Consider the following 26,570-nt stretch of genomic DNA (forward strand, 5'->3'; position numbering starts at 1 on the left):
CCGGCGGAGGGGGTCCTGTCACACCCCCGGCTCGAGAGGGCTCTGGTTGAGGCGAGTGCCGGTGCATAACGTGGCCAACGGCCGGTCAGGGCCATTTATTTCGGAGGGACGCGACGTGACTGTCACACTGATCACCGGGGCCAACAAGGGCATCGGTTTCGAGACGGCCAAACAGTTGTCGGAGTTGGGCCACGTCGTCTACCTCGGCGCGCGTGACGTCGAACGCGGCGAAAAAGCGGCGGCGGCGATCGGCGCGCGATTCGTGCAATTGGACGTGACCGACGACGCCTCGGTGAGCGGCGCAGTGGCCGCGATCGGTTCGGCGGAAGGACTGCTCGACGTCCTGGTGCACAACGCGGGCATTCTGACCGGTGACGATGTCGACGGGCCGACGGCGCTGCGGGTTTTCGACACGAACGCGGTGGGGATCGTGCGCGTCACGCAAGCGGCGCTGCCCCTGCTGCGCAAGTCCGCGAACCCGACGGTGGTCACGGTGTCGAGCAGCGCCGGGTCGTTCTGGGCGGTGAACAACCCCGACCGGCCGGAGTTCCACGTGAGGGCGGCGCTCTACTCGGCGTCCAAGGCGGCGGCCACCATGGTGACGGTCCAGTACGCGAAGTCCCAGCCGGGCATCAAGTTCAACGCGCTCGAACCGGGTTTCACGGCCACCGACATGACGGCGGGCTTCGGAGTCGGGCGAGCACCGGAAGAGAGCGCGAAGACGGTCGTGCGGTTGGCGACCTTGCCGGTGGATGGTCCGACGGGGACGTTCCAGGATGAAAGCGGGGATTTGCCGTGGTGAGGTGAAGAGGCTGAAAGAGTCCTTGCCGGACGGGCAGATCAGCAGGATGACGGGGACTGGGTGGTGATGTGCCGGGTCCGTTGTGGGTCGGGGTTCGTGTCATCCCACCGACCTCCCTGCGGGCTACCACACGTATCAAGGGGGCGGCATCGGTGAATGCCGCGGGCTGTGCTGGACAAGCCCCCTTGACACGCGCGGTAGGGCGGAGCCAGGTCGGCGGGATGACACGAAGCCCTTCCTTTGGGGAAGGGCTTCGTGTCGGTGGACAGCGGACGGTGGACAAGTGCCCTGGTGGGTCAGCGGATCATGCTGCGCACTTGGCGGGCGGCGACGGAGAGGGTGGCCAGGTCCAGCTTGCTGACCCGGTTGATCTCGGCGAGGGCGGCGCGGGCGCGGCTCAGGCGGGAGGAGTTGTCCTGCTCCCACTTCGCGATCTTCTCGTCCGGGGTGTCGCCCGGGTCGGCCGAGCGCAGCACGTCGATCGTGATCGAGCGCAACGACGAGTAGAAGTCGTCGCGCAACGCCAGGCGGGCCAGTGAGTGCCAGCGGTTGAGGCGTTCCAGGTTCGAGACCGAGCTGAGCATCCGGTCGACGTCCAGGTGCTCCGACAGCGCGAAGTACACCTCCGCCGTCTCCTCGTGCGTGCGCTCCTGGCCCGTCGCGCCCTCGCCTTCCTCGCGCTCGGCGAGTTCGGCGACCTCCGTGACGTCCAGCAGGCCGTAGGTGAACAGCAGTCCGGCGATCCGCCGGGCCAGGTCGTCCGGCACGCCGTGACCGACCAGTCGTTCGACGTGGCCGATCACCGACTCCTTCTCGTGGCCCTGGAGCAGGTCGATCGTGCGCGGCGCCAAGGCGCTGACCACCGGGGCGAAGCGGCTGATCGTGGAGCCGACCGCCAGCGGCTGGGGGCGGTTGGTGAGCAGCCAGCGCGACGCCCGGTCCAGCAGGCGGCGCGTTTCCAGGACCATGTCGTCCTGCACGTCGGTCGGCACGACGTTGTCCAGTTCCCGGATCTGCTGCCAGATGGACGGCAGGTCGTAGATCGCGGTCACCACGGTGTAAGCGCGCACCGCGTCCGTGGCCGACGCGCTGATCTCCTCGGCCAGCCGGAACGCGTAGGACACGCCACCGCCGTCGACGACCTCGTTGACCAGGACGGTCGTGATGATCTCGCGGGACAGCGGGTGGCTGCCGATGGCGTCGGCGAACTGTTCGCGCAGCTCGCTCGGGAAGTAGTCGGGCAGGCGGCGGGCCAGCACGTCGATCGTCGGCAGGTCGCTGGCCAGCACCTCCTCCTTCAGCGCCAGCTTCACGTGCGCGAGCAGCGTGGCCAGCTCCGGCGAGGTGAGACCGTCGCCCGCCTTCTCCAGCGCCTTGAACTCCGCCGCGCTCGGCAGCGCTTCGAGCGAGCGGTCGAGGACGCCGCGTTGCTCGAGGTCGGCGACCAGGCGCGCGTGCACCGAGAGCATCGGCGCGGCGTGGGCGCGGGAGACGCCCAGCACGGAGTTCTGCGAGTAGTTGTCGGCCAGCACCAGCTCGCCGACCTCGTCGGTCATCTGGCCCAGCAGCTCGTTGCGCTGCTCCCGGTCGAGCTTGCCGTCGCGGACCAGCTCGTCCAGCAGGATCTTGATGTTGACCTCGTGGTCGGAGCAGTCGACACCGGCCGAGTTGTCCAGCGCGTCGGTGTTGACCTTGCCGCCGTTGCGGGCCAGCTCGATCCGGCCGCGCTGGGTCAGGCCCAGGTTGCCGCCCTCGCCGACGACCTTGACGCGCAGGTCGGCGCCATTGACGCGGATCGCGTCGTTGGCCTTGTCGCCGACCTCGGCGTGCGACTCGGCGCTCGCCTTGACGTAGGTGCCGATGCCGCCGTTCCACAGCAGGTCGACCGGCGCGAGCAGGATCGCCTTCATCAGCTCCGGCGGCGACAGCTTGACCACGCCCTCCGGCAGGTCCAGTGCCACGCGGGCCTGCTCGGAGATCGGGACGGACTTGGCCGTGCGCGGCCAGACGCCGCCACCGGCGCTGATCAGGGAACGGTCGTAGTCGTCCCAGGACGAGCGCGGCAGCTCGAACAGCCGCTTGCGCTCGGCGTAGCTCGTCGAAGCGGCGGGGTCCGGGTCGATGAAGATGTGGCGGTGGTCGAAGGCGGCCACCAGCCGGATGTGCTCGGACAGCAGCATGCCGTTGCCGAACACGTCGCCGGACATGTCACCGACACCGACGACGGTGAACTCGTCGGTCTGGGTGTCCGTGCCCAGCTCGCGGAAGTGGCGCTTCACGCTCTCCCACGCGCCCTTGGCGGTGATGCCCATGGCCTTGTGGTCGTAGCCGACGGAACCGCCGGACGCGAACGCGTCGCCCAGCCAGAAGCCGTAGGACTTGGAGACCTCGTTGGCGATGTCGGAGAACGACGCCGTGCCCTTGTCCGCCGCCACCACCAGGTACGTGTCGTCGCCGTCGTGCCGGACGACCTGGGGCGCGGGCAGGACCGTGCCGGAGTTGAGGTTGTCGGTCAGGTCGAGCAGACCGGAGATGAACTGGCGGTAGCAGGCGATGCCCTCCGCCAGCAGCGCCTCGCGGTCCGCGCCCGGGTCACCGGTGGGCGCCGGCGGGCGCTTCAGCACGAAGCCGCCCTTCGCGCCGACCGGCACGATCACCGCGTTCTTCACCGCCTGCGCCTTCACCAGGCCCAGGATCTCGGTGCGGAAGTCCTCCCGCCGGTCGGACCAGCGCAGACCGCCGCGCGCCACCGGGCCGAAGCGCAGGTGCACGCCTTCCAGGCGCGGCGAGTACACGAAGATCTCGAACCTCGGCCGCGGCTGCGGCAGGTCCGGGATGGCCCGCGGGTCCAGCTTGACCGCCAGGTACGGGCGGGGGTTGCCGTCGACGTCGCGGACGAAGTAGTTCGTGCGCAACGTGGCCTGCACCAACGTGAGCAGGCTGCGCAGGATGCGGTCCGCGTCCAGGCTCGTCACGTCGTCGATCATCGCGGTGATCTCGTCGACCAGGTGCTCCGTGCGGCCGGAACGCTGCTCGTCGGACAGCGCGGGGTCGAACCGCGCCTCGAACAGCCGCACCACGGCCGTGGCGACCTCGGTGTGCGCCAGGACGGCGTCCTCGATGTAGTCCTGGCTGTACGGCGTGCCGGCCTGGCGCAGGTACTTCGCGTAGGCGCGCAGCATCGCGGCCTGCTGCCACGTGACACCGGCCTTCAGCACGAGCGTGTTGAAGCCGTCCACCTCGGCCTCGCCCCGCCAGGCCGCGGCGAACGCGTCCTGGAACCGGGTGCGGATCGACTCGACGTCCTCGCCGGACAGCTTGTCCAGCGTGACCTGGTCGATGCGCAGGCCGAAGTCGTAGATCCAGCACTCGGCGCCGTCGTCGCGGGACAGCTCGTACGGGCGCTCGTCCACCACGACCACGCCCATGCGCTGCAACATCGGCAGCACGTCGGACAGCGTGAGGCGGGCGCCGACGAGGAACAACTTGAACCGCCGTTCACCCGGCTCGGCGTCACGCGGCGTGTAGAACACCAGGTCGAGGTCACCGCGCTTGAGGGCCTCGATGCGCCGGAAGTCCGCCAGGCCCTCGGCCGCGGTGAAGTCCTCCTTGTAGGCCTCGGGGAACGCCGCCGCGATCCGCTGGCCCTGCTCGGACGACGATTCCGCGCCCAGACCCGTGGCGTGGTCCCCCAGCACCGCTTCGACCATGCGGTCGTCCCACAGCCGCACCGCCTCGGCCAGCAGCTGCTGGATGTGGCCGGTGTCCGGCTCGGTCTGCCGGCTCGGGTCGGTGTGCACGGTGAAGTGCACGCGCGCCAGCGCCGACTCGCCGACACGGGCGCTGTACTCCAGGTTCACGCCGCCGAGCTGGTCGATCAGCACTTCCTGCATGGCCAGCCGCGACGTCGTGGTGTAGCGGTCGCGCGGCAGGTAGACCAGGCAGGAGTAGAAGCGGCCGTACGGGTCGCGGCGCAGGAACAGCCGCAGCCGGCGGCGTTCGGCGAGCGCGATCACGCCCGCGACCGTCTGGTAGAGCGTGTCCGTGTCGACCGAGAACAGCTCGGTGCGCGGGTAGTTCTGGATCACTTCGAGCATCCGCTGGCCCGAGTACGAGTGCAGCGGGAACCCGGCGCGGTGGATGACGGCGCGGACCCGGCGTTCGATGGCCGGGATGTCCAGCACGTCCTCGTGCAGGGCCGTGGTGGAGAAGACGCCGAGGAACCGGTGCTCGCCGGACACGTTGCCGTCCGCGTCGAAGGTCTTCACGCCCACGTAGTAGGGGTACACCGACCGGTGCACGCTCGACTGCGCGCTGGCCTGCGTCAGGACCAGGAGTTCGGGTGACAGTGCCTGGGCGCCCGCGTCCGGGCCCGCCGTCAGGCTGCGCGCCGCGAGGCTGTCCTGTCTGAGCACGCCGAGACCACTCGCCAGGACCGCCCGCAGCGCGGGGGCCCCGTCGGTGGCCGGGTCGTCGCGGACCAGCTCGTACTGGCGGTAGCCGAGGAACGTGAAGTGGTCGTCGGCCAGCCAGCGCAGCAGGTTCGCGCCGTCCTGCACCTCGTGGCTGGGCAGCGGCGGCGGCTCGGACTCCAGCAGCTCGGCCAGGTGCCCCGCCATGCCGGCCATCTTGTCGGTGTCCTCGACGACCTCGCGGACGTCGTTGAGCACGGTGTGCAGCTTGGCTTCCAGCTCACGCGCCCGGTCCGGGTCGGTGAGCAGGTCGACCTCGATGTACATCCACGACTCGGCCAGCGCGTCACCCGGCGGGTCGGCCGGGTCCGCCGTCGGCAGGACCTCCTGGAGCGCGCCCGTCACCAGGTCCCGGCGCACCACGACGATCGGGTGCACCACCCGCTGCACCTGCACGCCGCCGCGGGTCAGCTCGGAGGCCACCGAGTCGACCAGGTACGGCATGTCGTCGGTGACCACCTGCACCACCGTGGCCGGACACGTCCAGCCGTCGTGCGCGCGGGTGGGGTTGAGGATCCGCACCACCGGGCGGCCCGGCACGCGGGACTCGGCGAGCTGGTAGTTCGAGCGCACCGCGCCCACCAGGTCCACCGGGTCGTCGTCGTTGACTTCCTCAGCGGGGACGTGGCGGTAGTACAGGCGGATCAGGTCGGCGAGCTCGGGGGCGTTGGCGGCGGCACGTTCGATCAATTCGTCACGGGCCTGTTCGGGACTGGCCGGGCGAGCCGCGCCGACGTCGCGGGCGGCGTGCTCGGATCGGGACGGGGCTCCAGTCGAGGTCATGTTCAGGCGACTCCACGCTATCCGGTACCTCTGTGTACCGGGTGTGCGCACCACTTAACCAGACGAGCGCGAACCCCTTCGCCGCAACCCTCGCACTGAATCGAACAACTTGCCGGAAAGTCGGGAATTCACTTGTGGCACAGCCTATTTCCCGCTTTGTTACCGGCGGGAAACCTTATTAGAACCTCAAATCATTTCACGATTCGGGAAGTGTCCACGTGTCGAAGCGGTACGACGGGTCCACGCGCTGGATCGGAGCGGTGGTCTCGTTGTCGGACTCGGGTGGCGCCGTCCCGACAGGTGAGATCAGCATGGTGCTCTCGTCGTCGCCCTCGACGCGGCCGGCGGCTTCGTCCTCGCGTCGGGCGTCCTCGTAGGCGACGAGGGCTTCGGCGAGGAGTTCGGCCAGGCTCAGGTCGCTCTTGTGGCGGCGCGAGGCGCGGGTGGCGCTGGGCGAGTCGGGGGCGGGCGGGGTCGGGTCGACGACGATGGCCGGGAGGTCGATCGTCTTGCCGCCGACGACGACGGCGGTGACGAAGGGCTCCTTCGGCGCGTCCTCGGCAGGTGCGGCGTCCGCGCCGGACGCTTCGGTGGGTGCGTCGCCGGCCGGGTCGACCACCGGGTCGCCGGGTGCGGGTGTGTCGTCGTGCTCGATATCGCCTGCGCCGAGGAACCCGGTGGGGCTGAACCGCGCCGCCGGTGACGGAAGCGGGGGCGGCGGGGTGTCCGGGGGCAGGTCGGACGACACCGGGTCGGGGACCGGGACCGGCGGAGCCTGATCGGGGATCGGAACCGTCGGCACCTGCTCCGCCTCGGGCCGCGGCGCGGGCTGTGGCTCCGGCTGGGGCGCGACCGGTGGCGCGGGCTGGGGCACCGGCCGCGTCGTCGGCGCCGACAGGTTCTCGGCGGACGAATCCACGTCGGTCGGGGGGAAGAGCGGCGGCAGGTCCTCCGTCTTCACCACCTGCTCCGACGTCGGCATCGGCATCGGTGAAGACATCGCGAAGTCGGGCACGGGCGGCAGCGGGTAGTCGGGCGGGTCGGGCACCCGGGCGGTCGGGATGAGCGGGCCCTTCACGAAGGCCGCGCCGAGTCCGACCGGCGGCACGTCGTCGCGCACGGCGGGCTGGACCATCGTCGGCGAGTCGAACATGTCGACGGGCGGCGCCTCACCGCGCAGTCGCGGCGGCGGTTCGACGCGCCACTGCACCTGCTCGGGTTCGGCCTGTCGCGTGGGCTCGGGCTCGGAAACGACGGCCTCCTCGTCAGCGTCGGGAGCGCGCCGCCGACCGCCGGCGCGCTGCGGGTCGAGCAGCCCGGCGGCCTTCAGCGTGTCCAGCACGCTGGGGTCGGTGTCACCGGACGACCGCTCTCCCTCGTCGTCGGCAGCCTCACGAGCAGCCCGCCGACGACCACTGCGCACGGCGCCGGCGGCTGCGATCAACCCAGCCGCGGGCACACTCCGCTCGCCGCCCTCATGACCGGGGAGGAGCGGGGCCGGGGCCCCTGCACCGCTCTCGACCGCCTCACCACTTCCCACGACACCGCTCTCAACGGCGTCACTCTCAACGGCACCGGGCTCACCCGCCTCAGGCTCGCCGGCACCGCTGTCGTCGACCTCGGGCTGCACGATGCCGAACCCGCCCCCACCAAGCCCGGCGCCACCGATCGGACGCCGCGCGGCGGGCTCGCCAACGCCCTGACGAGCACCGGGCCGGGCCTCGGGCGAGGTCTCCGCCGCACCACCGACCCCGAGCCCGAATCCGCCAGGCTTCACCTCACCCGCGGGGGCTCCGGCCGGCGCACCGCCGAGTCCCGGACCGCCGAGTCCCGGGCCGCCGAAGCCCGCGCTGATGGGGCCCGCGTTGCCGAGTCCTGCGCGGCCGAGTCCGGGGCCGCCGAAGCCCGCGCCGGAAGGCGCGCCGCCGGTCGCCGGGCCGTCAGGCTCCGCCTCAGCCTGCACCGTGCCACCCGCGCGACTCGGGTCCGGGAGGTTGCCGCCAGGCACGACGCCGCTGGTCCCCGGCGAGCCGGGTCCTGCGAGGGGCGCGGACGGGGTGGTGTCGCCGGGCGCGGCACCGCCGGCCACCGGCTCGCTGGGCTGTGCGGCGCTCGCGCGGCTCGGGGCCGGCGGGGTGGTCGGCGTCGGTGCGGGTGCGCTGGTTGCCGCGTCGTGCGCGCTGATGCCGACAGAGGTGGGGGCGGCGGAGGTCGGGGCGGAGGTGCCGAGGCCGGCTGAGTGCGGGCCGGCCGGCCCGGCGGGGGTGGTCTGCCCCGGGTCGGCGCTGGTCGCGTGGATGCCGCCCGGCGCGTCGCCCGGTCCGCTCGTGGGCGGGGTGACCGTCGGGTCGGCGAGGACCGCGTCGGTTGCCGGCCAGGCGCCGGTCGGGGTGCCGTGGTCCGTGCCGCCGGTGGCGGGCGCGTCGGTCCCCGCGCGGCCGGTGGCGGTCGGTGGCTTGACGCCGAAGGCGTTGCCGATCCCCGTGCCGGTCGGGGCGACCGGCTGGGCGGGGGTCGGGATGCCTGCCGGTGGCGTGGTGGTGGGTTTGGCTTGGCCGCTTCGCGCGTGCTCCGGGCGGCCTTGGGTCGGTGACGGCGGGGTTTCCGGGTCCGGTGCTCGGCGACGGCCTCCCGGTTGGGGGTCGTCGCCTTCCGTCTCACCGAACGGTTGGACCAGGCGCCAGCGGTCGGCGGCGTGCGCCCGTGCGGCTGAGAGGCCTTCCACCGTCATGTCTTCGGCCGCACGGCGGGAGCGCTTTACCCGCACTCCCTCGTTGCGGTGCATTTGGACCGGACGCCACTGGCGCAGTTGCTGCTTCGCCTCGGGGGCCAGGTCGGGGTCGGCGGGTGGCGCCACGGCCGGGGTCCCGGAGCGGAGCAGGGCGGCCAGTTCGTCGTGCAGGCCACCCGCCTGCCGGCGGTGGACGCCGGAGAACTCGGCGGCGAGCCTGGCCCGCACGGCGTAGACCGCTCTCGCACGCCTGCGTTCGGCGGCGTGCGCGGAGCGGAGGTTGGCCAGCGCTTCGGTCAGGTCACCGGCCACCTCGTGGACGTGCGCCAGCGCCAGCAGGCTCTCCGCCAGCAGGATGTCCAACTGGTGGCGCTCGGCGCTGTCGGCGGCGTCGCGGAGCAGGTCGCGGGCCTGGTCGACGCGCCCGGCCGGCAGGTGGACCCTGGTGGCCAGGGCCAGCCGGAGCCAGCCGGCGGTGGAGGCGGACGGCGCCCGCACCGGGCGTTCCAGCAGCGGGGTGCCGACCTCCGAAGCCTCACCCGGCTTGTTCAGGTCCATCAAGGCGCAGACCAGCTCGACCGTCAGCCTGCCCCGGACCTGGCCGTTGTCGGACTCCGGCTCCTTGAGCCGGTCCAGCACGGCCAAGCCGTCGCGGGCCGCGGCGACCGCCGCCTGCAGGTCGCCCCAACGGCGGTGCTGGCCGGCGGCGGAGGCCCGGAGCAGACCGCGGTGCAGCAGGGTCGTGTCGTGGTCCAGCATCGGATCCGCCTGGTAGAGGCGGTCCGCTTCGTCCAACGCCTGGGTCAGCGCCGCACCGCGCCCCACCGAGACCAGGCACTCGCCGGCCTGGACGAGGGCCGTGGCCCGCAGGCCCGGCGGCACGTCGTCGGCCTCCAGCACCGGGCGGACGGCGGCGAAACCCGTGAGCGGCGCGCCGACCGACCTGGCGCTGTCGGCCAGCTCGACCCGCAGGCGCCACGCCGTCTCCCGCTCGGACGCCGCCTCGGCCGCCTTGAGGGCGTCCAACGCCCGGTCCGCGATGCGGACGCCCCGGCCCATGCGGTTGCTCGCGAAGACCACCAGGGCCTCCGCGCGCAACCGGTCGACCTCGTCACGGCGGGCGGAGGCGAGCGCGACGGCGCGTTCGCCCAACACCAGAGCAAGCTCCGGTGCCCGCCAACGCAGCCGCCAGGCGGGCACGACCAGCGTGCTCACCTCGACGTCCGCCTGCGCCTCGCCCCTCGCCGCCACGATGTAGGTCCCCGGCTCTCAGTCCCGCGTGAGCTTGCGGTAGGTGACGCGGTGCGGCCTGGCCGCCTCCGCGCCGAGGCGCTCGATCTTGTTCTTCTCGTAGCCCTCGAAGTTGCCCTCGAACCAGTACCACTTCGACGGGTTCTCGTCCGTGCCCTCCCACGCCAGGATGTGCGTGGCGACGCGGTCGAGGAACCACCGGTCGTGCGAGATGACCACGGCGCAGCCGGGGAACTGCTCCAGCGCGTTCTCCAGCGAGCCCAGGGTCTCGACGTCCAGGTCGTTCGTCGGCTCGTCCAGCAGGATCAGGTTGCCGCCCTCCTTGAGGGTCAGCGCCAGGTTGAGCCGGTTGCGCTCACCACCGGAGAGCACGCCCGCCGGCTTCTGCTGGTCCGGGCCCTTGAAGCCGAACGCGCTGACGTACGCCCGCGACGGCATCTCGACGTTGCCGACGTGGATGTAGTCCAGGCCGTCGGAGACGACCTCCCACACGTTCTTCTTCGGGTCGATGCCGCCGCGGTTCTGGTCGACGTAGGACAGCTTGACCGTCTCGCCGATCTTGACGGTGCCCGAGTCGGGCTCCTCCAGACCCACGATGGTCTTGAACAGCGTCGTCTTGCCGACGCCGTTCGGGCCGATGACGCCGACGATGCCGTTGCGCGGCAGGCTGAACGACAGGCCGTCGATCAGCACCCGGTCGCCGAAGCCCTTCTTCAGGCTGTCCGCCTCGACCACGACGCTGCCCAGTCGCGGGCCCGGCGGGATCTGGATCTCCTCGAAGTCGAGCTTGCGGGTCTTCTCCGCTTCCGCGGCCATCTCCTCGTAGCGGCCGAGGCGGGCCTTGGACTTGGCCTGCCGGGCCTTGGCGCCCGACCGGACCCACTCCAGCTCGTCCTTCAGCCGCTTCTGCAGCTTCTGGTCCTTCTTGCCCGAGACCGCCAGCCGCTCGGCCTTCTTCTCCAGGTAGGTGGAGTAGTTGCCCTCGTACGGGTGGGCCCGACCGCGGTCGAGCTCCAGGATCCACTCGGCGAGGTTGTCCAGGAAGTACCGGTCGTGCGTGACGGCCAGGACGGCGCCCGGGTACTGCGCCAGGTGCTGCTCCAGCCACAGCACGCTCTCGGCGTCCAGGTGGTTGGTGGGCTCGTCGAGCAGCAGCAGGTCCGGCTTGCTCAGCAGCAGCTTGCACAGGGCGACCCGGCGGCGCTCGCCACCGGAGAGGGTCTTGACGTCGGCGTCGGGCGGCGGGCAGCGGAGGGCGTCCATCGCCTGCTCCAGCTGGGAGTCGAGGTCCCACGCGTTCGCGTGGTCCAGGTCTTCCTGGAGCTGGCCCATCTCCTCCATCAGCTCGTCGGAGTAGTCGACGGCCATCTTCTCGGCGATCTCGTTGTAGCGGTCGAGCTTCACCTTGACCTCGCCGAGGCCCTCCTGGACGTTGCCCAGGACGGTCTTCTCCTCGTTGAGGGGCGGCTCCTGCTGGAGGATGCCGACCGTGTAGCCCGGCGCGAGGAAGGCCTCGCCGTTGCCCGGTGTGTCCAGGCCGGCCATGATCTTCAGCACGCTCGACTTACCGGCGCCGTTGGGACCGACGACGCCGATCTTCGCACCGGGGAGGAACATGATGGTGACGTCATCCAGGATGACTTTGTCCCCGTGCGCCTTGCGCACCTTCTTCATGGTGTAGACGTACTCGGCCATGCCCGCGATCGTAGAGCGGTGCCGTTCGGGCCCGAACCTCGGACGCCGGCAACGGACGGGTCACAACGCAGAGTTAACGCGAACGTGGGTCACCCACAGTCGTAACACGACCGCCGGTCCCGCCTGGCGCGACCCTGCGACCAGCGATTCCGACCGGATGCGCGAACTCGGTGCGCTGTCAACCCCCGATGCCTGCGTGCGGACCCGGCCCTGGCGCCGGCCCGACGACCTCCCTCCTCCACGCTCGCAACGGCGACGACTGCCCGCGCATTCTCCGCCCCGATCGGCCCGGCGGAAGACCTTGTAGCTCGTTCGGCTCAGAACGGCACTTCGGCCACCTCCTTCGGGCGCTCCGGCTCGCCCGGGAGGACCAGCGGCAACTCCTCCGGTTCGCGGGGTGCGGCGATCTCGGGCGCGGCCCTGGCCTCGACCGCGTCCGCCGCGAGCCTGGTGCGCGTCGACGTGGCCGTGCACAGGGCCAGATTGGGCCCGATCGCGGTGGCCTCCAGCTCCACGACGGGCTGCCGCCTGCCCTCGAACTCCACCTCCCTGATCGTCAGCCGGCCGGTGACCACCACCGGGTCGCCCTTGGTCAACGACACCTGGACGTTGTCCGCGAGCATGCGCCAGCAGGACACGGTCAGGAACATCCGCGCGCCGTCGGACCAGCTGCGGTCCTCCGGGTCCCAGACCCGCTCCGCGCTGAACAGCCGGAACTTCGCCCGGCTGAACCCGGTGCCGACCTTGGAGTGCACGACCGGGCTCGCCACGTTGCCGCAGATGGTGACCCGGGTCTCGTTGAACGCCATGTCCGTCTCCTCTTGGTCGGTCGCTTCGGTTGGTCGCTCGGGACCAGGTTGCCGGTGGTGGGGGCGGGTGGCGAGGGGCGGTTCCGGGACTGTGGACAAGTGGCTGGGGCATGCATAATCGAAATGAGTGAGCGCTCACTCGTTGACATGAGTGAGGACTCACTCATAAGCTGGTCCCATGCCCGAGGAGACCACCCGACGCCGTCGGCGCGCACCCGCGATGAGCCCCGAGGACCGCCGCGAGGCGATCGTCGCCGCCACCGTCCCGCTGCTGTTCACGCACGGCGCCAACGTGACGACCAGCCAGATCGCCAAGGCGGCCGGCATCGCGGAGGGCACCGTCTTCCGGGCGTTCAAGGACAAGCAGGAGCTCATCCGCACGTGCGTGCGCAGCGTGCTGGGGGTCGATTCCGAACTGGAGCTGATCGAGCAGGCGAGGCAGGCCGACACCCTCGCCGAGCGCCTCTCGTGGGCCATCAGCGCCGTCTCCGGCTACCTGGACCGGATGTGGAAGCTGATGAGCGTGCTCCGCGACTCGGGCTACGACCCGCACGACGAGCGGCGCGAGCACAAGGGACCGCCGGTCGAGATGCAGCGCATCGTCGAGCGCGTCGCCTCGCTGTTCGGCCCGGACGACGACCTGCGCGTCGACCCGTCCCTCGCCGCGCGGCTGCTGCTCGGGCTCGTGTTCACCAACCGCATGCAGGGCGACGGCTTCGGCGACGCCACCGCGGGCGCGGACCAGCTCGTGGAGCTGTTCCTGCACGGCGTGCTGAAGCAGGACTGAGGGGGTACCGATGACAGACCTGATGATCGAAGCGACCGACGTCGGCAAGGCGTTCGGCGCGCAGAAGGCCCTGGACGGGGTGAGCGTCGCCGTGCCCAAGGGCACCGTGCTCGGCCTGCTCGGCCACAACGGCGCCGGCAAGACGACGCTGGTCAACGTGCTCACCACGATGCTCCCGCCGGACTCGGGCCACGCGGAGGTGGCCGGGTTCGACGTGGTCGCGCAGGCGCACCAGGTGCGCAGCCGGATCGGGCTGACGGGCCAGTTCGCCTCCGTGGACGAGCAGCTCTCCGGCCTGGACAACCTGATCCTGATCGCCCGGCTGCTCGGCGCGACCCCGCGGGAGGCCAGGGCCAGGGGCAACGAGCTGCTGGAGCTGTTCGAGCTGGCGGACGCGGCGAAGCGGCCCTCCCGCACCTACTCGGGCGGCATGCGACGACGCCTCGACCTGGCCGCGAGCCTCGTCGGCCACCCGGAAGTGATCTTCCTGGACGAGCCGACCACGGGCCTGGACCCGGCCGGCCGGCTCGGCCTGTGGGAGATCGTGGAGGGCCTGGTCACCGACGGCACCACGGTCCTGCTCACCACCCAGTACCTGGACGAGGCCGACCGCCTGGCCGACTCGATCACGGTGCTCTCGAAGGGCAAGGTCGTCGCCGCGGGCACCAGCGCCGACCTGAAGGCCCAGGTCGGCCAACGCACGGTCACCGTGACCCTGGCGGACGCCTCGGACGTCGCCAAGGCCACCGGAGCCCTGGCGCGGGCCGGCATGCAGCCGGTGGCGGCGGAGAACACGCTGACCGCGCCCGTCACGTCGTCCCGCGAGATCGCCAAGGTGGTCCGCGCGCTGGACGAGGTCGGGCTGGAGGCCACCGAACTGGCCCTCGGCGAGCCGACCCTGGACGACGTCTACCTCACCCTCGCGCAGCACGCGGCCTGAACAGGAGCCATCGGATGACCACCCTCACCGCCGCGCCGCGCTGGCGCGGCACGGACTTCAGCACCCAGGTGCTGGTGCTGACCCAGCGATCCCTGCGCACGCTGGTCAGCGACCCGCGCATGATCGTGTTCAGCATCCTCCAACCGCTGATCATGCTGACCCTGTTCAGCCAGATCTTCGCCAGCATCGCCAACACGCCCGGCTTCCCGCAGGGCGTGGCCTACATCGACTTCCTGATGCCCGCGATCCTGGTCAACACCGCCATGCAGTCCGCGTTGCAGGCCGGCGTCGGGCTCGTCACGGACATGAAGAACGGCGTGCTGGCCCGGTTCCGGTCGCTGCCCATCCGGTCGGGCTCGGTGCTCGTCGCGCGCAGCCTGTCCGACCTGGTCCGCACCGCCTCGCAACTGCTGCTGATGCTGGTGTTCGCGGTCGTGGTCTTCGGCTTCTCCCCCGCCGGCGGGGTGGCGGGCATCGCGGCGGCGCTCGCGCTGGCCCTGGCCGTCGGCTGGGGTCTGGGCTGGATCTTCCTGGCCATCGCGGCGTGGCTGCGCAACGCCGAGCTGATGCAGACCGTCGGTTTCCTGGCGATGTTCCCGCTGATGTTCGCGTCGAGCGCGTACGTGCCGGTCAGCGGCCTGCCGGGGTGGCTCCAGGCGATCGCGAACGTCAACCCGTTGACGTTCGCGGTGGACGCGGCGAGGTCGTTGGCGCTGGCCCAGCCCGTGACCGGGGTGGTCGGGGCGTTGGCCACGAGCGCCGTGCTGGCCGCGGCCGGGTGGTTCGCGGCCGTCCGGGGGTTCAACCGCCCGCTCTGACCCTCGGGCGGGCCCGACCAGGTCCTGCTGCCAGGTCCCGGCGCCTCGTCCCGGTGCCTAGTCCTTGCCCGACATCTTGCGCAGCATCGCGTTGTACGCGGCCAGGTCCGCGTCACCGTCCGCGTCCGCCCGCCGGTCCGCCCGGCGGGCGTCACGGCTGTCCGACCTCGCCCACTGCACCAGCAGCGCCACCATCACCACGATCAGCGGCAGCTCGCCCGCCGCCCACGCGATGCCGCCGCCCAGCCGCTGGTCCTCCAGCTGCGACGTGACCCACGGCAGGCCGAGCGAGCGGTAGAAGTTGTCGCCGATCACGGTCTGCGAGCTCATCAGCACGATGCCGAAGAACGCGTGGAACGGGATCGAGGCGAACAGCAGGCCGAGCCGTCCCAGCGGCGGCAGCCGGTTCGGCGCCGGGTCGATGCCGATCACCGGCCAGTAGAAGACGTAGCCGACCAGGATGAAGTGGGCGTTCATCGCCAGGTGCGCCCAGTGGTAGTACAGCGCGGCGTCGAACAGCCCGGAGAAGTACAGGCCGTAGAACGAGCCGACGAACAGCGCCAACGCCACGAACGGGTTGGTCAGCACCTTCGCCACCGGCGAGTGCACGAACGCCAGCAGCCACTCCCGCGGCCCCGGCGGGTTGCCCTTGCCCGCCGTCGGCAGCGCCCGCATCGCCAACGTCACCGGACCGCCGAGCACCAGCAGGATCGGCGCCAGCATGGACAGCAGCATGTGCGCTTCCATGTGGATGCTGAACATCGCCGGCGCGTACCGGCCCAAACCGGACGACGTGGCGAACACCACGGTCAGGCAGCCCGCGACCCACGCGACCGTGCGGCCGACCGGCCACGCGTCACCGCGCTTGCGCAACCGCCGCACGCCGAGCAGGTACAGCACGCCGAGAGCGATGAAGATCGTGCCGAAGACCAGGTCGAACCGCCAGTCGAACAGCAGCCGCGACCACGTCGGCGCGCCGGCCAGGTCGTAGCCGATGCGCAGCTCCACCGTGCTGGGCAGCACGCGGCCCTCCATCGGCGGCGGCGTGCGGCTCAACGCGGCGGCCAAGCCGAGCGTGAGGAACATCAACAGCACCTCGACGCCCGCGAGCTTCACCAGCGAACGCCCGGAGCCCGTGGCCACGACTTCCTTCACGCTCTTCTCGCGCTGGAAGTACCCCACGACACCCAGCACGACCAGCGCGAGCGTCTTGCCGAGCACCAGCAGGCCGTAGTCGCTGCCGAACAGCTCGCTCACCGGCAGCCGCACCCACGCGTTGACCACGCCGGACGCCGCCATCACGAGCCAGCAGACCAGCGCCAGCCTGGAGAACCGCGCCGTCGCCAACCCCAGGTGGTCGCCGCCCCGCCGGCCGTGCGCCAGCAGCGCGATCAAACCGCCGACCCACAACGCCGCCCCGATCAGGTGGTACAGCAGGCTGTTCGTGGCCACGTCGTGCGAGCCGCCGCCGGACGAGTGCCCCGTCACGGCCACCGGGATCAGGGCGAACACCGACAGGAAGAACAGCGGCACGGTCCAACCCCACGACAGCACCAGCCGGCAGCCCAACGCCAGCAGCGCCACGATCACCGCCGTGATCAGCCACGCCTTCGCCTGCTCCACCAGGCCCGCCACCTGGAACAGCACCGACGGCTCCAGCAGCGCCGTCACCGGCTGGCCCAGCGCGTCGGCCACCGTGAACGGCACCGACAGCACCGCGCCCAACGTCCACACCAACGCCGCCCAGCCCGCCGTGCGCACGGCCGCGTAGCCGTCCGCGGCCAGCGTGCCACTCGCCTGCGGCGGCACCAGGAACGCCGCCAGCAGCAGCGACCCGACCGTCACCACGCCGGCCGCCTCGGTCAGCACGCGCACGACGATCAGCCCGGACGCGTCGCCGCCGGTGAGCACCAGCAGCCCCGCCGCCACCAGTGCGGCTATCGCCGTGCCGACGATCAGCAGGGGGATGAGACCGGTCCGCCGGGTGCGGGAAGGCGCGTCTGTGGGCACGAGACGAGCGTAGGCGGCCTGACCACACCGCCACCAACCGCCGGACGTGCGCAGATCACACCCACTACCGTTGCCGGACGTGACCAGTTCTCGCTCGGCGCTCGTGATGGCCCTCGCCTTGCTCCTGTCGGCGGGGTGCAGTTACTCCGTCAACGGGGACGCGTTGCCCCAGGCGGGGGTTGCGACCGGGACGTCGGCGACACCGTCGGCCGCGCCCCGGATCGCCAAGCCGCGCACGGTCGTCGGCGTCGAGCCGTGCTCCCTGCTCACCGCCGACGACCTGAAGTCCATCGGGCCGTACATGAAGGAACCCGCGCGCAAGGACGACGTGATCCAGGAGTCCTGCCAGTACGTGCTGGACGACGGCTCGCAGCCCGGCCGGACCGTGGTCGTCGCGCTCTACCAGAAGTACGAGCAGGTGCGGGTGCGGCAGGCCAAGGGCCGCGAAGTGGTCGTGGAGGGGCACTCCACGTGGACGTTGTGCGAGCTGAGCGGCGGCGAGATGGCGTGCACCGCGACCATGGTGGTGAACGCCAACCGCACCGTCCTGGTGGCGATGGCGCAGGCGGGCGGCGTGCCCGAGCAGATGCTGGCCGGGATGCAGCCGCTGCTCAAGGCCGCGTTGAACCGGCTCCCGCTCGCGTGAGCTCACGGGCGCGCGACCGGCGCGCCAACAGCACGGCGGGCACCATCAACGCGATCACGCACGCCACGAAGCCCAGCGAGATCGACAGGTTGCCGGCGTGCGCGATACCGCCGACGACGGGCGGTCCGAGCAGGAAACCGGTGTAGGCGACGGTCGTGACCAGGCCGATCTCGCGTTCACCACCCGTGCCGTCGGCGCGCTTGCCCGCGTCACCGGCCAAGTCCATGATCACCGGGAAGGCGAACGCCAGGCCGAGGCCCACCAGCGCGAACCCGGCGTAGCCGACCGCGGGCGACACCACCAGCACGGCCAGCGCCAACCCCGCCGCCGCCACCACCGCGCCCGCCGCCAGCAGCCGGTACGGGCCGACGCGGCGTTGCGCGGACTCGCCGAACAGGCGGGCGGTGGCCATCGCGATGGAGAACCCGGCGTACGCGGCCGCGGCGGCGGCCTCGCTGACACCCCGTTCGTTGACGAAGAACAGCGCCGACCAGTCCGACGCCGCGCCCTCGGCGATCGCGGAGAACAGCGTGATCGTCGCGAGCAGCCACAGCAGCGGGCGCTTGAGGACCGGGCGGTCCTCCTCGACCGTGTCGGAGGTCTCGCCGCCCGCGTCCGCGGTCGTGTCCGGCACCGACCTGATCACCCACGCGATCACGACCGCCCCGATCACCGCGACGAAGACCAGGTGCCGGGTCAGGCCCCAGCCGACGGCCGCCGCGGCGGCCGCGCCCAGCGAGCCCACCAGGCCGCCGACGCTGAAACCCGCGTGGAACTGCGGCATCAGCGGCCGGTCCAGGCTGCGGGTGACGGCCACGGCGGCGACGTTCATGCCGACGTCCAACGACGCGCCGCACGAGCCGAGCACGAACAGGACCAGGCCCAGCTGGAACGGCGTCTCGGCGAGCGTGAGCGAGGGCACGGCCACGACGGTGACCGCCGCGCCCACGAGGATCAGCTTCCGCGCGCCCACCCGCGCGCAGAGCTTGGCCGCGAACGGCGCCGTCGACGCCAAGCCGACGCTCGCGCCGAACAGCGCGAGGCCGAGCGTGGCCTCGGTCGCGCCCACCTGTGCCGCCAACGCGGGCATGCGCGCGGCCCAGGACAGGAACAGCGCCCCGTTGAACAGGAACACCGCGAAGACGGCGAGGCGTGGTGCTGGCATGCGACCGAGTGTGAACTAGAGCGCTTCAGAACGTCCAATCGATTACCTGGTTACGCTCATCACGTGGACCGCCCTCGGAAGCCGACGCTCGACACGGTGGCCGGCGTGGTCGGCGTGTCGCGCGCCACGGTGTCGAACGCCTACAACCGGCCGGACCAGCTGTCGGCCGCGTTGCGCGAGCGCATCCTGGAGACGGCGGCGTCCATCGGGTACGCCGGACCCGACCCGGTGGCGCGCAGCCTGGCCACCCGGCACAGCGCGGCCGTCGGGTTCATGCTGGGGCAGGGGCTGTCGGCGTCGTTCGCCGACGCGGCGCTGTCGATCGTGCTGGACGGACTGGCTTCGACCGTGGACGGACACGACCACTGCCTGGTGCTGATGCCCGGGCGCGACAAGGCCGGGCCGCGGCCGGAGACCGTGACGCGGGCCCAGGCGGACGTCGTGGTGGCCTACTCATTGCCGGACGACGCGCCGGCGTTGGCCGCGGTGCGGGCGCGCGGGTTGCCGCTGGTCGTCATCGACCAGCCCGTGCTGCCGGACACGGCGCGGGTCGAGGTGGACGACTTCGGCGGGGCGCGGCTGGCGGCGTCGTCGCTGTGGGGCCTCGGGCACCGGCGGTTCGGCGTGGTGACGTTCGCGCTGCACCCGGACGGGCAGTCGGGCCTCGTGACGCCCGAACGTCTGGTTTCGACGTCGTTCCGCGTGACCCGGGACCGCGTGCACGGGTACCTCGACGTGACGGGCGCGGACACCCCGGTGTGGGAGTGCGCCCGGAGCAACCGCGAACTCGGCCGTGCGGCGGCTCGTGCCCTGCTCTCCGCCTCCCCCCGACCGACGGCGTTGCTGTGCGCCTCGGACGAGCTGGCGTTCGGCGCGCTCCAGGCGGTGCGGGACCTGGGGCTGCGCGTGCCGGCCGACGTGTCGGTCGTGGGCTTCGACGACGTGCCCGCCGCCGAACACGCAGACCCACCGTTGACTACGGTGCGTCAACCCCTGGCCGAGAAGGGCCGACACGCGGGCGAACTGGCCCTGCGACTGCTCGACGGCGGCAGACCAGGCGAACCAACCAGACTGCCGGTTTCTCTCGTCCAGCGCGACTCGACGGCCTCACCGAAGTGATCCACATCACTTTTGGGCCCTCCTGATCCCCTTCCGAGCCCCGGAAGGAAACGCGACGAGTCTTCCGGACGATGTGTCCGGTGGGGCAGCTACGCTGCTACAGCGCGTGGTCGACAGCCCCTCCAGCCTCCGTAGCTCAGTGGAGAGAGCGAGGGACTTCTAATCCCGAGGTCGCAGGTTCGAATCCTGCCGGGGGCGCGTAAGCGCTGTGGGTGGTGTGGCCGGTCGGTGGTCGAGATCGGCCCACACCGCAGTGAGATCGTGGGTGGCAGGACCTGGCGCCGGTGGTCGGGTCGCGCGGCCGTTGCCGGTCAGATGAGGCGAGCCGAGCGGCACGTTGGGGATTGGCAGCCCCAGGTGGTGGTGGTTCCGACGGTGACCAGGGCGGCGTGGGCGAGGAAACGGTCGCGTTTGGCGCGTTCGTCGAGGTTCGCGCAGCTGCACGGGTGGTCGGGGTCGGGTTGTTCGTCGTGGGCCAGGCCCATGTAGCCCGGTGGGATGCCCAGGCCGGTGGCGATGTCGGTCAGGGTTTCGTAGGACTCGACCTTGGCGCCGGCGATGATCCGGGCGACAGCCTGATCAGGGTGGCCGGTCAGGGTGGCGATCCGGGCACGTGGGACGCCGTGGTGGGTCAGGAGCCGGTAGACGGTGCTGATGTCGCGGGACGCCAAGGCGGCGCGCATCTCGTGCTGCTCCCACAAGTCCGGCAGGTCGGGGCGTGGGCGGACGACGGGTCGGACGGCGCGTTCCGCCGTGGCCGGACCGGGGGCGGTGGCGGCGGTCCACTCGACCCACGCCCACTCCGGTTCGACGGGTCCGGCCGAACCGGCCGGATCGGCGGGACCCGCGGGATCGGCCGGACCCGCGGGATCGGCCGGTTTCACCGGGGTGTTTGGGGCGGCGGTGGACAGGGCCACGCCGTGGACGGCGTTGCGGAAGCGGTAGGGGACGGCGGACGAAGCGGGGATGCCGCACGCCGAACCGGCCAGGATCGCGGCCACCGAGTCGCTCGGCGGGCCACCTCGCCAGTACAGCTCCAGGACGTCGCCGACGACGATGCCGTCCAGCCAGTCGGCGCCGCGCCACAGCGGCAGGCGGCGCAGGACGCCGCTCATCAGGTCGGCCGGCAGGTCGGGGGTGGGTGCGGATTCGCGTGGGTCGAGCTCGTCGGTCAGGGCCAGGTCGACCGGCAGGCCCGTGGCGACGGCTTGACGCCAGCGCTCCCTCGTCACGCCGAGCAGGCGCACCTGGCCGTCCGGCGAACGCAGGTCGAGGTGGTTGCGCCGCGGGTGGACGCGCAGGCCGGGCACGCCCCGGACCCGATCACCGGCGACGACCGGCAGCGCTTCGGTCAGGAGTTGGTCCAGCGCGGCGTCGTGGACCCGCAGGCCGAGCACCTTCGCGTCCGGCCGCACGCGGCTCACCAGGGACGTCGGCCGCAAGGCGTGGCCGCGGCGGCGCATGGCCGCCATCGCGCGGTTGGCCGCCGCCAGGAGCGACGCCTCGAACCGGCGTTGACCGGGCAGGCAGGCGCTGGGCACGAGGGAATCGGGCTCGACTCCGCCGCGCTGCCTGCGCACCATGTTCGGGGTCTCGCCGGTGCACCAGTAGCGCTTGGCCAGAGAGCTAGTCGACACGAGGAACCTCCGCGGACGCCACCCGGCCGACGCCACCGGGCTCGACGGCGCGCGAGTACACGGATGTGCGGGACGCGCCGACGTCGAACCCCGGGAAGAGGCGGACACGCGGGACGCGTTCGCTCGAACGCGCTCTGGAGGCACCCACTCCATCCGGGTCAGGAGGAGCCTCGGTGGCAGCCGCACCTGCCAGGTCACAAAACTACAACAGCGGTGAGGGCCGGTGGGGCTCGATCACTCGAACGTGCGAATTCGTCGGTTTTGAGGCGGGGAGGAGGGGCGGATGCCTGGTGGAAGGGCCGAGAGGGTGCCAGGAGAGGGGTGAGAGCAGGGGTCAGAGCTTGCGGCCGGCGGCGGCGAGGCCGGCGAACCGTTCCGGGTGCTCGTCGACGTCCTCCGGGGAGGCGGGACGCCACAGCGGCAGGTGGACGACGCCCGGCTCGACCAGCTCGTAGCCGTCGAACAGCGCCTCGACCTCGGGTTTGGAGCGCATCGTCATCGGGGTCGCGGTCCGCCGCCGGTAGAGGTCGGTGTGCTCGTCGGCCTGGGTGTCCTGGCCGTCGTGGGTGGCGTGCGAGACGACCAGGTAGCTGCCCGGCACCACGGCGTCGCGGTAGGCGGCGATGATCTTCGCCGGGTCGTCCTGGACGAAGTGCAGCACCGCGACCATCATCACCGCGACCGGCCGGTCGAAGTCGAGCAGGCCGGCGACCTCCGGCACGGCCAGCACCTCGTCCGGGTGACGCAGGTCTTCCTGGACGACGGCGGTCTGCCGGTCGTCGCCGAGGATCGTGCGGCTGTAGGTCACCGCGATCGGGTCGTTGTCGACGTAGACGACGCGGGCGTCGGGGGCGGCTTCGCGAGCCACCTCGTGGACGTTGCCCACGGTCGGGATGCCGGAGCCGAGGTCGAGGAACTGGGTCACGCCCCGGCGCACGCAGAACTGGACGGCCCGGCGCAGGAACGCCCGGTTGGCCTGCATGATCAGCGGCAGCTCCGGCCACATCGTGATCGCCTGCTCGGCCATCTCGCGGTCGACGGCGAAGTTGTGCGCGCCGCCGAGGTAGTAGTCGTACACCCGGGCCGCGCTCGGCCTCGTCAGGTCGATGTCCGGTCTTTCACCCACGACTCGCTCCTTCCCCCGGGGCCGGCAGCTTAGGCGGCGGTGTGGCGTGGGCGACGGCGTGGTGGGTGGTGCGCGGGTGGGGGTGTCGCCCCGCCGCCGAGACTAGGCCGATCGCGTGCTACCTGCGGATACCCCGTTCGCGGGGCCCGGATTGTCAGACCCCCTCGGTAGAATCGAACATGAGTTCGAGCACGCGCGAGGGGAGCTTGTCGTGGAGCCGATCAGCGTCACCGCCCTGTCCTTCACCGAGTACGCCATGAGCGGTCAGCGTGGCCGGATCAGCATCGTGTCCGAGCAGCGGCGCATCTACCTGTCGTCCGAGCAGTGGGTGGCCGGGTTCTACAACCCGATGCGGGACGCCATGCGGCGGGCGGCCAACTCGCCCGACCCGGCCGCGGAGCTGGACAAGGCGGTCGAGGCGGCCCACCGGCAGCCCCGGGCCGGGCAGCCCCGGGCGTACGAAGAGCTGCGGGAAGGGTTCCTGCCGTGGTTGCGGTCGACCCGGGCGACCGGCGTGCCCACGTCGGCGGCCCAGTGGCGGACGGGCGACCTGGCGTTGCGGGTCCGACCGCACCTGGGGTTGCGGATGCCGGACGGGTCGCGGGCGGCGGTGCTCGTGTACGTCAAGGAAACCCCGATGACGCAGGAGGCGGCCAACATCGGGTTGCGGATCCTCCAGCAGACGATGCCGGACACGTTGCCGGGCGCGACCCCGGAAGTCGTGCCGCTGGTGCTGGACGCGCGGCGAGGGCGGGCGTTCCGGATGTCACGGCGGACGAACCTGGCGAAGTTGGACGCGTTGATCGCGGCGGAGGCAGCGGGGTATGTGGTGCATTGGAGGATGAGCGCGTAGCTGGCTTGGGGTGCGAGCGGGGGTGCTGCGGCGGTGCGGGCGGAGTGCGGGCGGCGAGGGTGCGGGCGGCGAGGTGTCAGGTCCGGCTCGATGTGACATGGGGCCCGTACGGGCACTCCAGGCAGGCCAAAGCCGGCAGGCCGGGCGGGGTAAAGCGTCCCGCCGGGCCTGCCGGCTTCGTCCAGCCTAAAGCACCCGAACCCATGTCAAATCGGGCCTCGGTGGGGATGTGCCGAGTTCGTTGTGGGTGTTCTAGGCGGGGAAGGTGGCGGGGTTGTAGGTGAAGTGGCCGCCGATGACGGTGGCGGCGATGGGGATGGTGCCGATCTTGGCGATGTCGGTGGTGAGGGGGTTGGTTTCGAGGATGGCGAAGTCGGCCAGCTTGCCCGGGGTGATGGTGCCGAGGGTGTTTTCCCGACGGCACGCGTAGGCGGCGCCGGTGGTGTAGGCGGCCAGGGCTTGGTGGACGGTGATTGACTCGTCCGGGCCGATCGGGGTTCCTTCTTTCGACCTTCGCTCGACCATGAACTGGATGGCGCGCAACGGTTTGCCGTCGGCCACCGGGCGGTCCGAGCTGCCGGCCACGACGATTCCCCGGTCGAGAAAGGACTTTCCCCGGTACATCCAGGGTGAGCGCCGCGGGCCCATGATCTTGGCGTAGTCGTCGCCGTAGGCCCACAGGAAAGTCGGTTGGATCACCGGGATGACGTTCAGTTCGGCGATGCGGTCGAGTTGTTCCGGGCGGACCAGGCCGCAGTGTTCGATTCGGTGCCTGGCGTCCGGGCGGGCAAGCGTGCCCTGGGCTTCAGAAAGGGCGTCCAGGGCGAAGTCGACGGCACGGTCGCCGATGGCGTGGATCGCCAGCTGCCAGCCGGCGAGGTGGCCGTCGATGATCGCGGCGCGCATGAGGTCCGGGTCGTCCTGCAACTGGCCGGCGGTGTCCATGCCCTCGTACGGCCAGGTCAGCGCGGCGGTGCGGGCCATCATGCCGCCGTCGGTCCACAGTTTCAGCGGGCCGATGGAGAGGCGGTCGTCGCCGAGGCCGGTTCGCAGGCCCAGCGGCACTGCGCGGCGGATGCCGTCGGCGGCGTGGGCGGCTACCGGTTCCAGGCGGTCGGCGGAGATCATCAGTTGGACGCGGATGGGGAGGGTGGCGCGCTGGTAGGCCTCGACCTCCAGCGGGCTGCTGCCGATCAGGCCACCGCCGACGCCGGCTTCCGCGGCCAGGACCACGCCTTCTTCGAGGCATTGGCGGGCACCCGACTCGACGTCGGCGGCGATGTCGTCCAACGAGTAGGGGAGCCGGAGGGCGCGGACCGCGGTCTGGGCCGACTCGGCGAGGAAACCGGTGGGGGCGCCGGTCGCGTCACGTTGCGCGTCACGCAGGGCGGAGGCGGGCAGAGAGGTGAGCACGTCGCCGCTGACGACGCACGCGTGGCCGGAGAGGTCCTGCACGTAGATCCGCGGCCCGACCTCGTCCAGGTCACGTGAGGTCAGCGGGCGGTCCAGGGCGCGGTGGTCGTAGCCCGACGCCTCGACCCAGCCGGAAGCCCGGGGTGCGTCGCGCAGGACGTCCAGGACTTGGGCGACGGTCCGGCAGGAGGAGACGTCCGGGGTCCTCGCCGCACGTCCGCCCCACGCGAGGTGGTTGTGGGCGTCCACGAATCCCGGCAGGACGACCGCGCCGTCGAGGTCGACGACGCGGCGCGCGGGCAGGTCGGCGACGTCGTCGTCCAAGCCGACGATCCTGCCGCCCCACACACCGATCACCGATGCCACCGGCCGGGTCGGGTCCATGGTCACGACCTGCCCGCCAACCAGCTTGAGATCAAGGATCACCCGCAAAGGCTAGCCCACGAGCACTTAGGTTAGGGTTGGATAACTTAGGCCAGGCTATCCAAGGAGGAGCTCCATGCGGGTCGTCATGTTCGGCTACCAGACCTGGGGTCATCGCACGCTCCAGGCGCTGCTGGACTCCGAGCACGAGGTGGCTCTGGTCGTCACGCACCCCAAGAGCGAGCACGCCTACGAGCGCATCTGGAGCGACTCGGTCGCGGACCTGGCCGCCGAGCACGGCGTCGAGACGATCATCCGCAACCGGCCGGACGACGACGAGTTGTTCCAGCGCCTCAAGGAAGTCGAGCCGGACGTCATCGTCGCCACGAACTGGCGCACGTGGATCCCGCCGCACATCTTCACCCTGCCCAAGCACGGCACGCTGAACGTGCACGACTCGCTGCTGCCCGCCTACGCGGGCTTCTCCCCGTTGATCTGGGCACTGATCAACGGGGAGAAGGAGGTCGGCGTCACCGCGCACATGATGGACGACACGCTGGACGCCGGCGACATCGTGCTCCAGCGCGCCGTCCCGGTCGGCCCGCGCGACACGACGGCGGACCTGTTCCACAAGACGCTGGAGCTGTTCGGGCCGATCACCGTGGACGGCCTGGCGGAGATCGCCAAGGGCCGCACGGACTTCACCAAGCAGGACCGGTCGAAGGCCAGCTTCTTCCACAAGCGCGCGGAGGAGGACCTGCGCATCGACTGGACGTGGGGTGCGGAGGAGCTGGACCGGCTGGTGCGGGCCCAGTGCGCGCCGTACCCGAGCGCGTTCGCCTTCCACAAGGGCAAGCGGCTGGAGATCGTGGAGGCCGAGGTGTCCCGGCAGCGCTACGGCGGCACGCCCGGTCGGATCTTCTACCGCGAGGGCGACGGTGTCGCGATCGTCGCGGGCGCGGAAGCGCGGCGGGGCCGCAACCACGCCCTGCTGGTCAAGCGGGTGCGGACGGAGGACGGCGTCGAACTGGGCGCGACGGAGTACTTCACGCACATGGGCGGGTACCTCACCAGTCGCCCCTGAGCGAAGCCTGGCGCACGACGAACAACCGGAATCGTTGCGCGCCAGCACTTCCGCCCGGCGGGCGGG

General features: G+C 71.5%; 17 protein-coding genes and 1 tRNA gene. 9 read left to right on the top strand and 9 right to left on the bottom strand.

The window, feature by feature from the left end; genetic code table 11:
* The first annotated feature begins 70 nt into the window (after positions 1-70).
* A complete protein-coding gene (locus EDD40_RS16460) occupies positions 71-802 on the top strand; it encodes an SDR family NAD(P)-dependent oxidoreductase (protein ID WP_246037692.1) in 732 nt (243 codons plus the stop codon).
* A gap of 296 nt (positions 803-1,098) precedes the next feature.
* Here the strand turns inward: EDD40_RS16460 and EDD40_RS16465 are convergent, their stop codons facing one another.
* From EDD40_RS16465 to EDD40_RS16480, 4 genes are all read right to left on the bottom strand, one after another.
* On the bottom strand, positions 1,099-6,057 hold the full coding sequence (locus EDD40_RS16465; RefSeq protein WP_123743701.1) for an NAD-glutamate dehydrogenase: 4,959 nt from the start codon (positions 6,055-6,057) through the stop codon (positions 1,099-1,101).
* A gap of 196 nt (positions 6,058-6,253) precedes the next feature.
* A complete protein-coding gene (locus tag EDD40_RS16470) occupies positions 6,254-10,039 on the bottom strand; it encodes a hypothetical protein (RefSeq protein ID WP_123743702.1) in 3,786 nt (1,261 codons plus the stop codon).
* Positions 10,040-10,057: 18 nt separating this feature from the next.
* The gene (ettA, locus tag EDD40_RS16475) at positions 10,058-11,734 is read right to left on the bottom strand and encodes an energy-dependent translational throttle protein EttA (RefSeq protein ID WP_123743703.1); all 1,677 of its coding nucleotides are present in this window, start codon (positions 11,732-11,734) and stop codon (positions 10,058-10,060) included.
* A gap of 317 nt (positions 11,735-12,051) precedes the next feature.
* Positions 12,052-12,543 carry a single-stranded DNA-binding protein gene (locus tag EDD40_RS16480; protein ID WP_123743704.1) on the bottom strand — a complete coding sequence of 164 codons (492 nt, stop codon included), beginning with the start codon at positions 12,541-12,543 and terminating at the stop codon, positions 12,052-12,054.
* Positions 12,544-12,721: 178 nt separating this feature from the next.
* Here EDD40_RS16480 and EDD40_RS16485 point away from each other — a divergent pair, with 178 nt between their 5' ends.
* The 3 genes from EDD40_RS16485 to EDD40_RS16495 are packed head-to-tail and all read left to right on the top strand — an operon-like array spanning position 12,722 to position 15,088.
* Entirely contained in the window at positions 12,722-13,330 is a 609-nt protein-coding gene (locus EDD40_RS16485; protein ID WP_123743705.1) for a TetR/AcrR family transcriptional regulator, read from the top strand.
* A gap of 10 nt (positions 13,331-13,340) precedes the next feature.
* Positions 13,341-14,270: an ATP-binding cassette domain-containing protein gene (locus EDD40_RS16490; RefSeq protein ID WP_123743706.1), complete on the top strand. Its 930-nt coding sequence runs from the start codon at positions 13,341-13,343 to the stop codon at positions 14,268-14,270.
* Positions 14,271-14,284: 14 nt separating this feature from the next.
* Entirely contained in the window at positions 14,285-15,088 is an 804-nt protein-coding gene (locus tag EDD40_RS16495) for an ABC transporter permease (protein WP_123743707.1), read from the top strand.
* 57 nt (positions 15,089-15,145) lie between these two features.
* On the opposite strand, the gene EDD40_RS16500 is transcribed toward EDD40_RS16495, so the two are convergent.
* Positions 15,146-17,098, bottom strand: a complete 1,953-nt coding sequence (locus EDD40_RS16500) for a bifunctional copper resistance protein CopD/cytochrome c oxidase assembly protein (protein ID WP_123743708.1) — start codon at positions 17,096-17,098, stop codon at positions 15,146-15,148.
* Between the two features lie 79 nt (positions 17,099-17,177).
* Between EDD40_RS16500 and EDD40_RS16505 the strand changes: the two genes are divergently transcribed.
* Entirely contained in the window at positions 17,178-17,744 is a 567-nt protein-coding gene (locus EDD40_RS16505) for a DUF3558 family protein (protein ID WP_148088821.1), read from the top strand.
* Here EDD40_RS16505 and EDD40_RS16510 read toward each other — a convergent pair.
* Positions 17,710-18,909: an MFS transporter gene (locus EDD40_RS16510; RefSeq protein WP_123743710.1), complete on the bottom strand. Its 1,200-nt coding sequence runs from the start codon at positions 18,907-18,909 to the stop codon at positions 17,710-17,712. The genes EDD40_RS16505 and EDD40_RS16510 overlap by 35 nt on opposite strands.
* A 63-nt stretch (positions 18,910-18,972) precedes the next feature.
* On the opposite strand from EDD40_RS16510, the gene EDD40_RS16515 reads away from it, so the two are divergent.
* Positions 18,973-20,028 carry a LacI family DNA-binding transcriptional regulator gene (locus EDD40_RS16515; RefSeq protein WP_123743711.1) on the top strand — a complete coding sequence of 352 codons (1,056 nt, stop codon included), beginning with the start codon at positions 18,973-18,975 and terminating at the stop codon, positions 20,026-20,028.
* A gap of 125 nt (positions 20,029-20,153) precedes the next feature.
* Positions 20,154-20,226: transfer RNA gene (locus EDD40_RS16520), tRNA-Arg, on the top strand.
* A gap of 113 nt (positions 20,227-20,339) precedes the next feature.
* Here the strand turns inward: EDD40_RS16520 and EDD40_RS41030 are convergent.
* Together EDD40_RS41030 and EDD40_RS16540 are read right to left on the bottom strand one after the other, a co-directional pair.
* Positions 20,340-21,665 (bottom strand): hypothetical protein, encoded by a 1,326-nt coding sequence (locus EDD40_RS41030; RefSeq protein WP_148088822.1) that lies wholly within the window; start codon positions 21,663-21,665, stop codon positions 20,340-20,342.
* A gap of 334 nt (positions 21,666-21,999) precedes the next feature.
* Positions 22,000-22,791: an SAM-dependent methyltransferase gene (locus tag EDD40_RS16540; protein ID WP_123743715.1), complete on the bottom strand. Its 792-nt coding sequence runs from the start codon at positions 22,789-22,791 to the stop codon at positions 22,000-22,002.
* Between the two features lie 211 nt (positions 22,792-23,002).
* On the opposite strand from EDD40_RS16540, the gene EDD40_RS16545 reads away from it, so the two are divergent.
* On the top strand, positions 23,003-23,644 hold the full coding sequence (locus EDD40_RS16545) for a hypothetical protein (protein WP_123743716.1): 642 nt from the start codon (positions 23,003-23,005) through the stop codon (positions 23,642-23,644).
* A gap of 252 nt (positions 23,645-23,896) precedes the next feature.
* Here EDD40_RS16545 and EDD40_RS16550 read toward each other — a convergent pair whose 3' ends face one another.
* Positions 23,897-25,483 (bottom strand): amidohydrolase, encoded by a 1,587-nt coding sequence (locus tag EDD40_RS16550; protein ID WP_211348187.1) that lies wholly within the window; start codon positions 25,481-25,483, stop codon positions 23,897-23,899.
* 73 nt (positions 25,484-25,556) lie between these two features.
* On the opposite strand from EDD40_RS16550, the gene EDD40_RS16555 reads away from it, so the two are divergent.
* Positions 25,557-26,504: a methionyl-tRNA formyltransferase gene (locus EDD40_RS16555; RefSeq protein ID WP_123743718.1), complete on the top strand. Its 948-nt coding sequence runs from the start codon at positions 25,557-25,559 to the stop codon at positions 26,502-26,504.
* Positions 26,505-26,570: the final 66 nt, after the last annotated feature.

The sequence above is a fragment of the Saccharothrix texasensis genome (genome assembly GCF_003752005.1).
GTDB classification, from domain to species: domain Bacteria; phylum Actinomycetota; class Actinomycetes; order Mycobacteriales; family Pseudonocardiaceae; genus Actinosynnema; species Actinosynnema texasense.

Excerpts from the sequence above, each read along its gene's own strand:
- EDD40_RS16485 (WP_123743705.1), top strand. The coding sequence starts at position 12,722 with ATGCCCGAGGAGACCACCCGACGCCGTCGGCGCGCACCCGCGATGAGC.
- EDD40_RS16480 (WP_123743704.1), bottom strand. The coding sequence starts at position 12,543 with ATGGCGTTCAACGAGACCCGGGTCACCATCTGCGGCAACGTGGCGAGC.
- EDD40_RS16490 (WP_123743706.1), top strand. The coding sequence starts at position 13,341 with ATGACAGACCTGATGATCGAAGCGACCGACGTCGGCAAGGCGTTCGGC.
- EDD40_RS16555 (WP_123743718.1), top strand. The coding sequence starts at position 25,557 with ATGCGGGTCGTCATGTTCGGCTACCAGACCTGGGGTCATCGCACGCTC.
- EDD40_RS16510 (WP_123743710.1), bottom strand. The coding sequence starts at position 18,909 with ATGCCAGCACCACGCCTCGCCGTCTTCGCGGTGTTCCTGTTCAACGGG.
- EDD40_RS16495 (WP_123743707.1), top strand. The coding sequence starts at position 14,285 with ATGACCACCCTCACCGCCGCGCCGCGCTGGCGCGGCACGGACTTCAGC.
- EDD40_RS16465 (WP_123743701.1), bottom strand. The coding sequence starts at position 6,057 with ATGACCTCGACTGGAGCCCCGTCCCGATCCGAGCACGCCGCCCGCGAC.
- ettA (WP_123743703.1), bottom strand. The coding sequence starts at position 11,734 with ATGGCCGAGTACGTCTACACCATGAAGAAGGTGCGCAAGGCGCACGGG.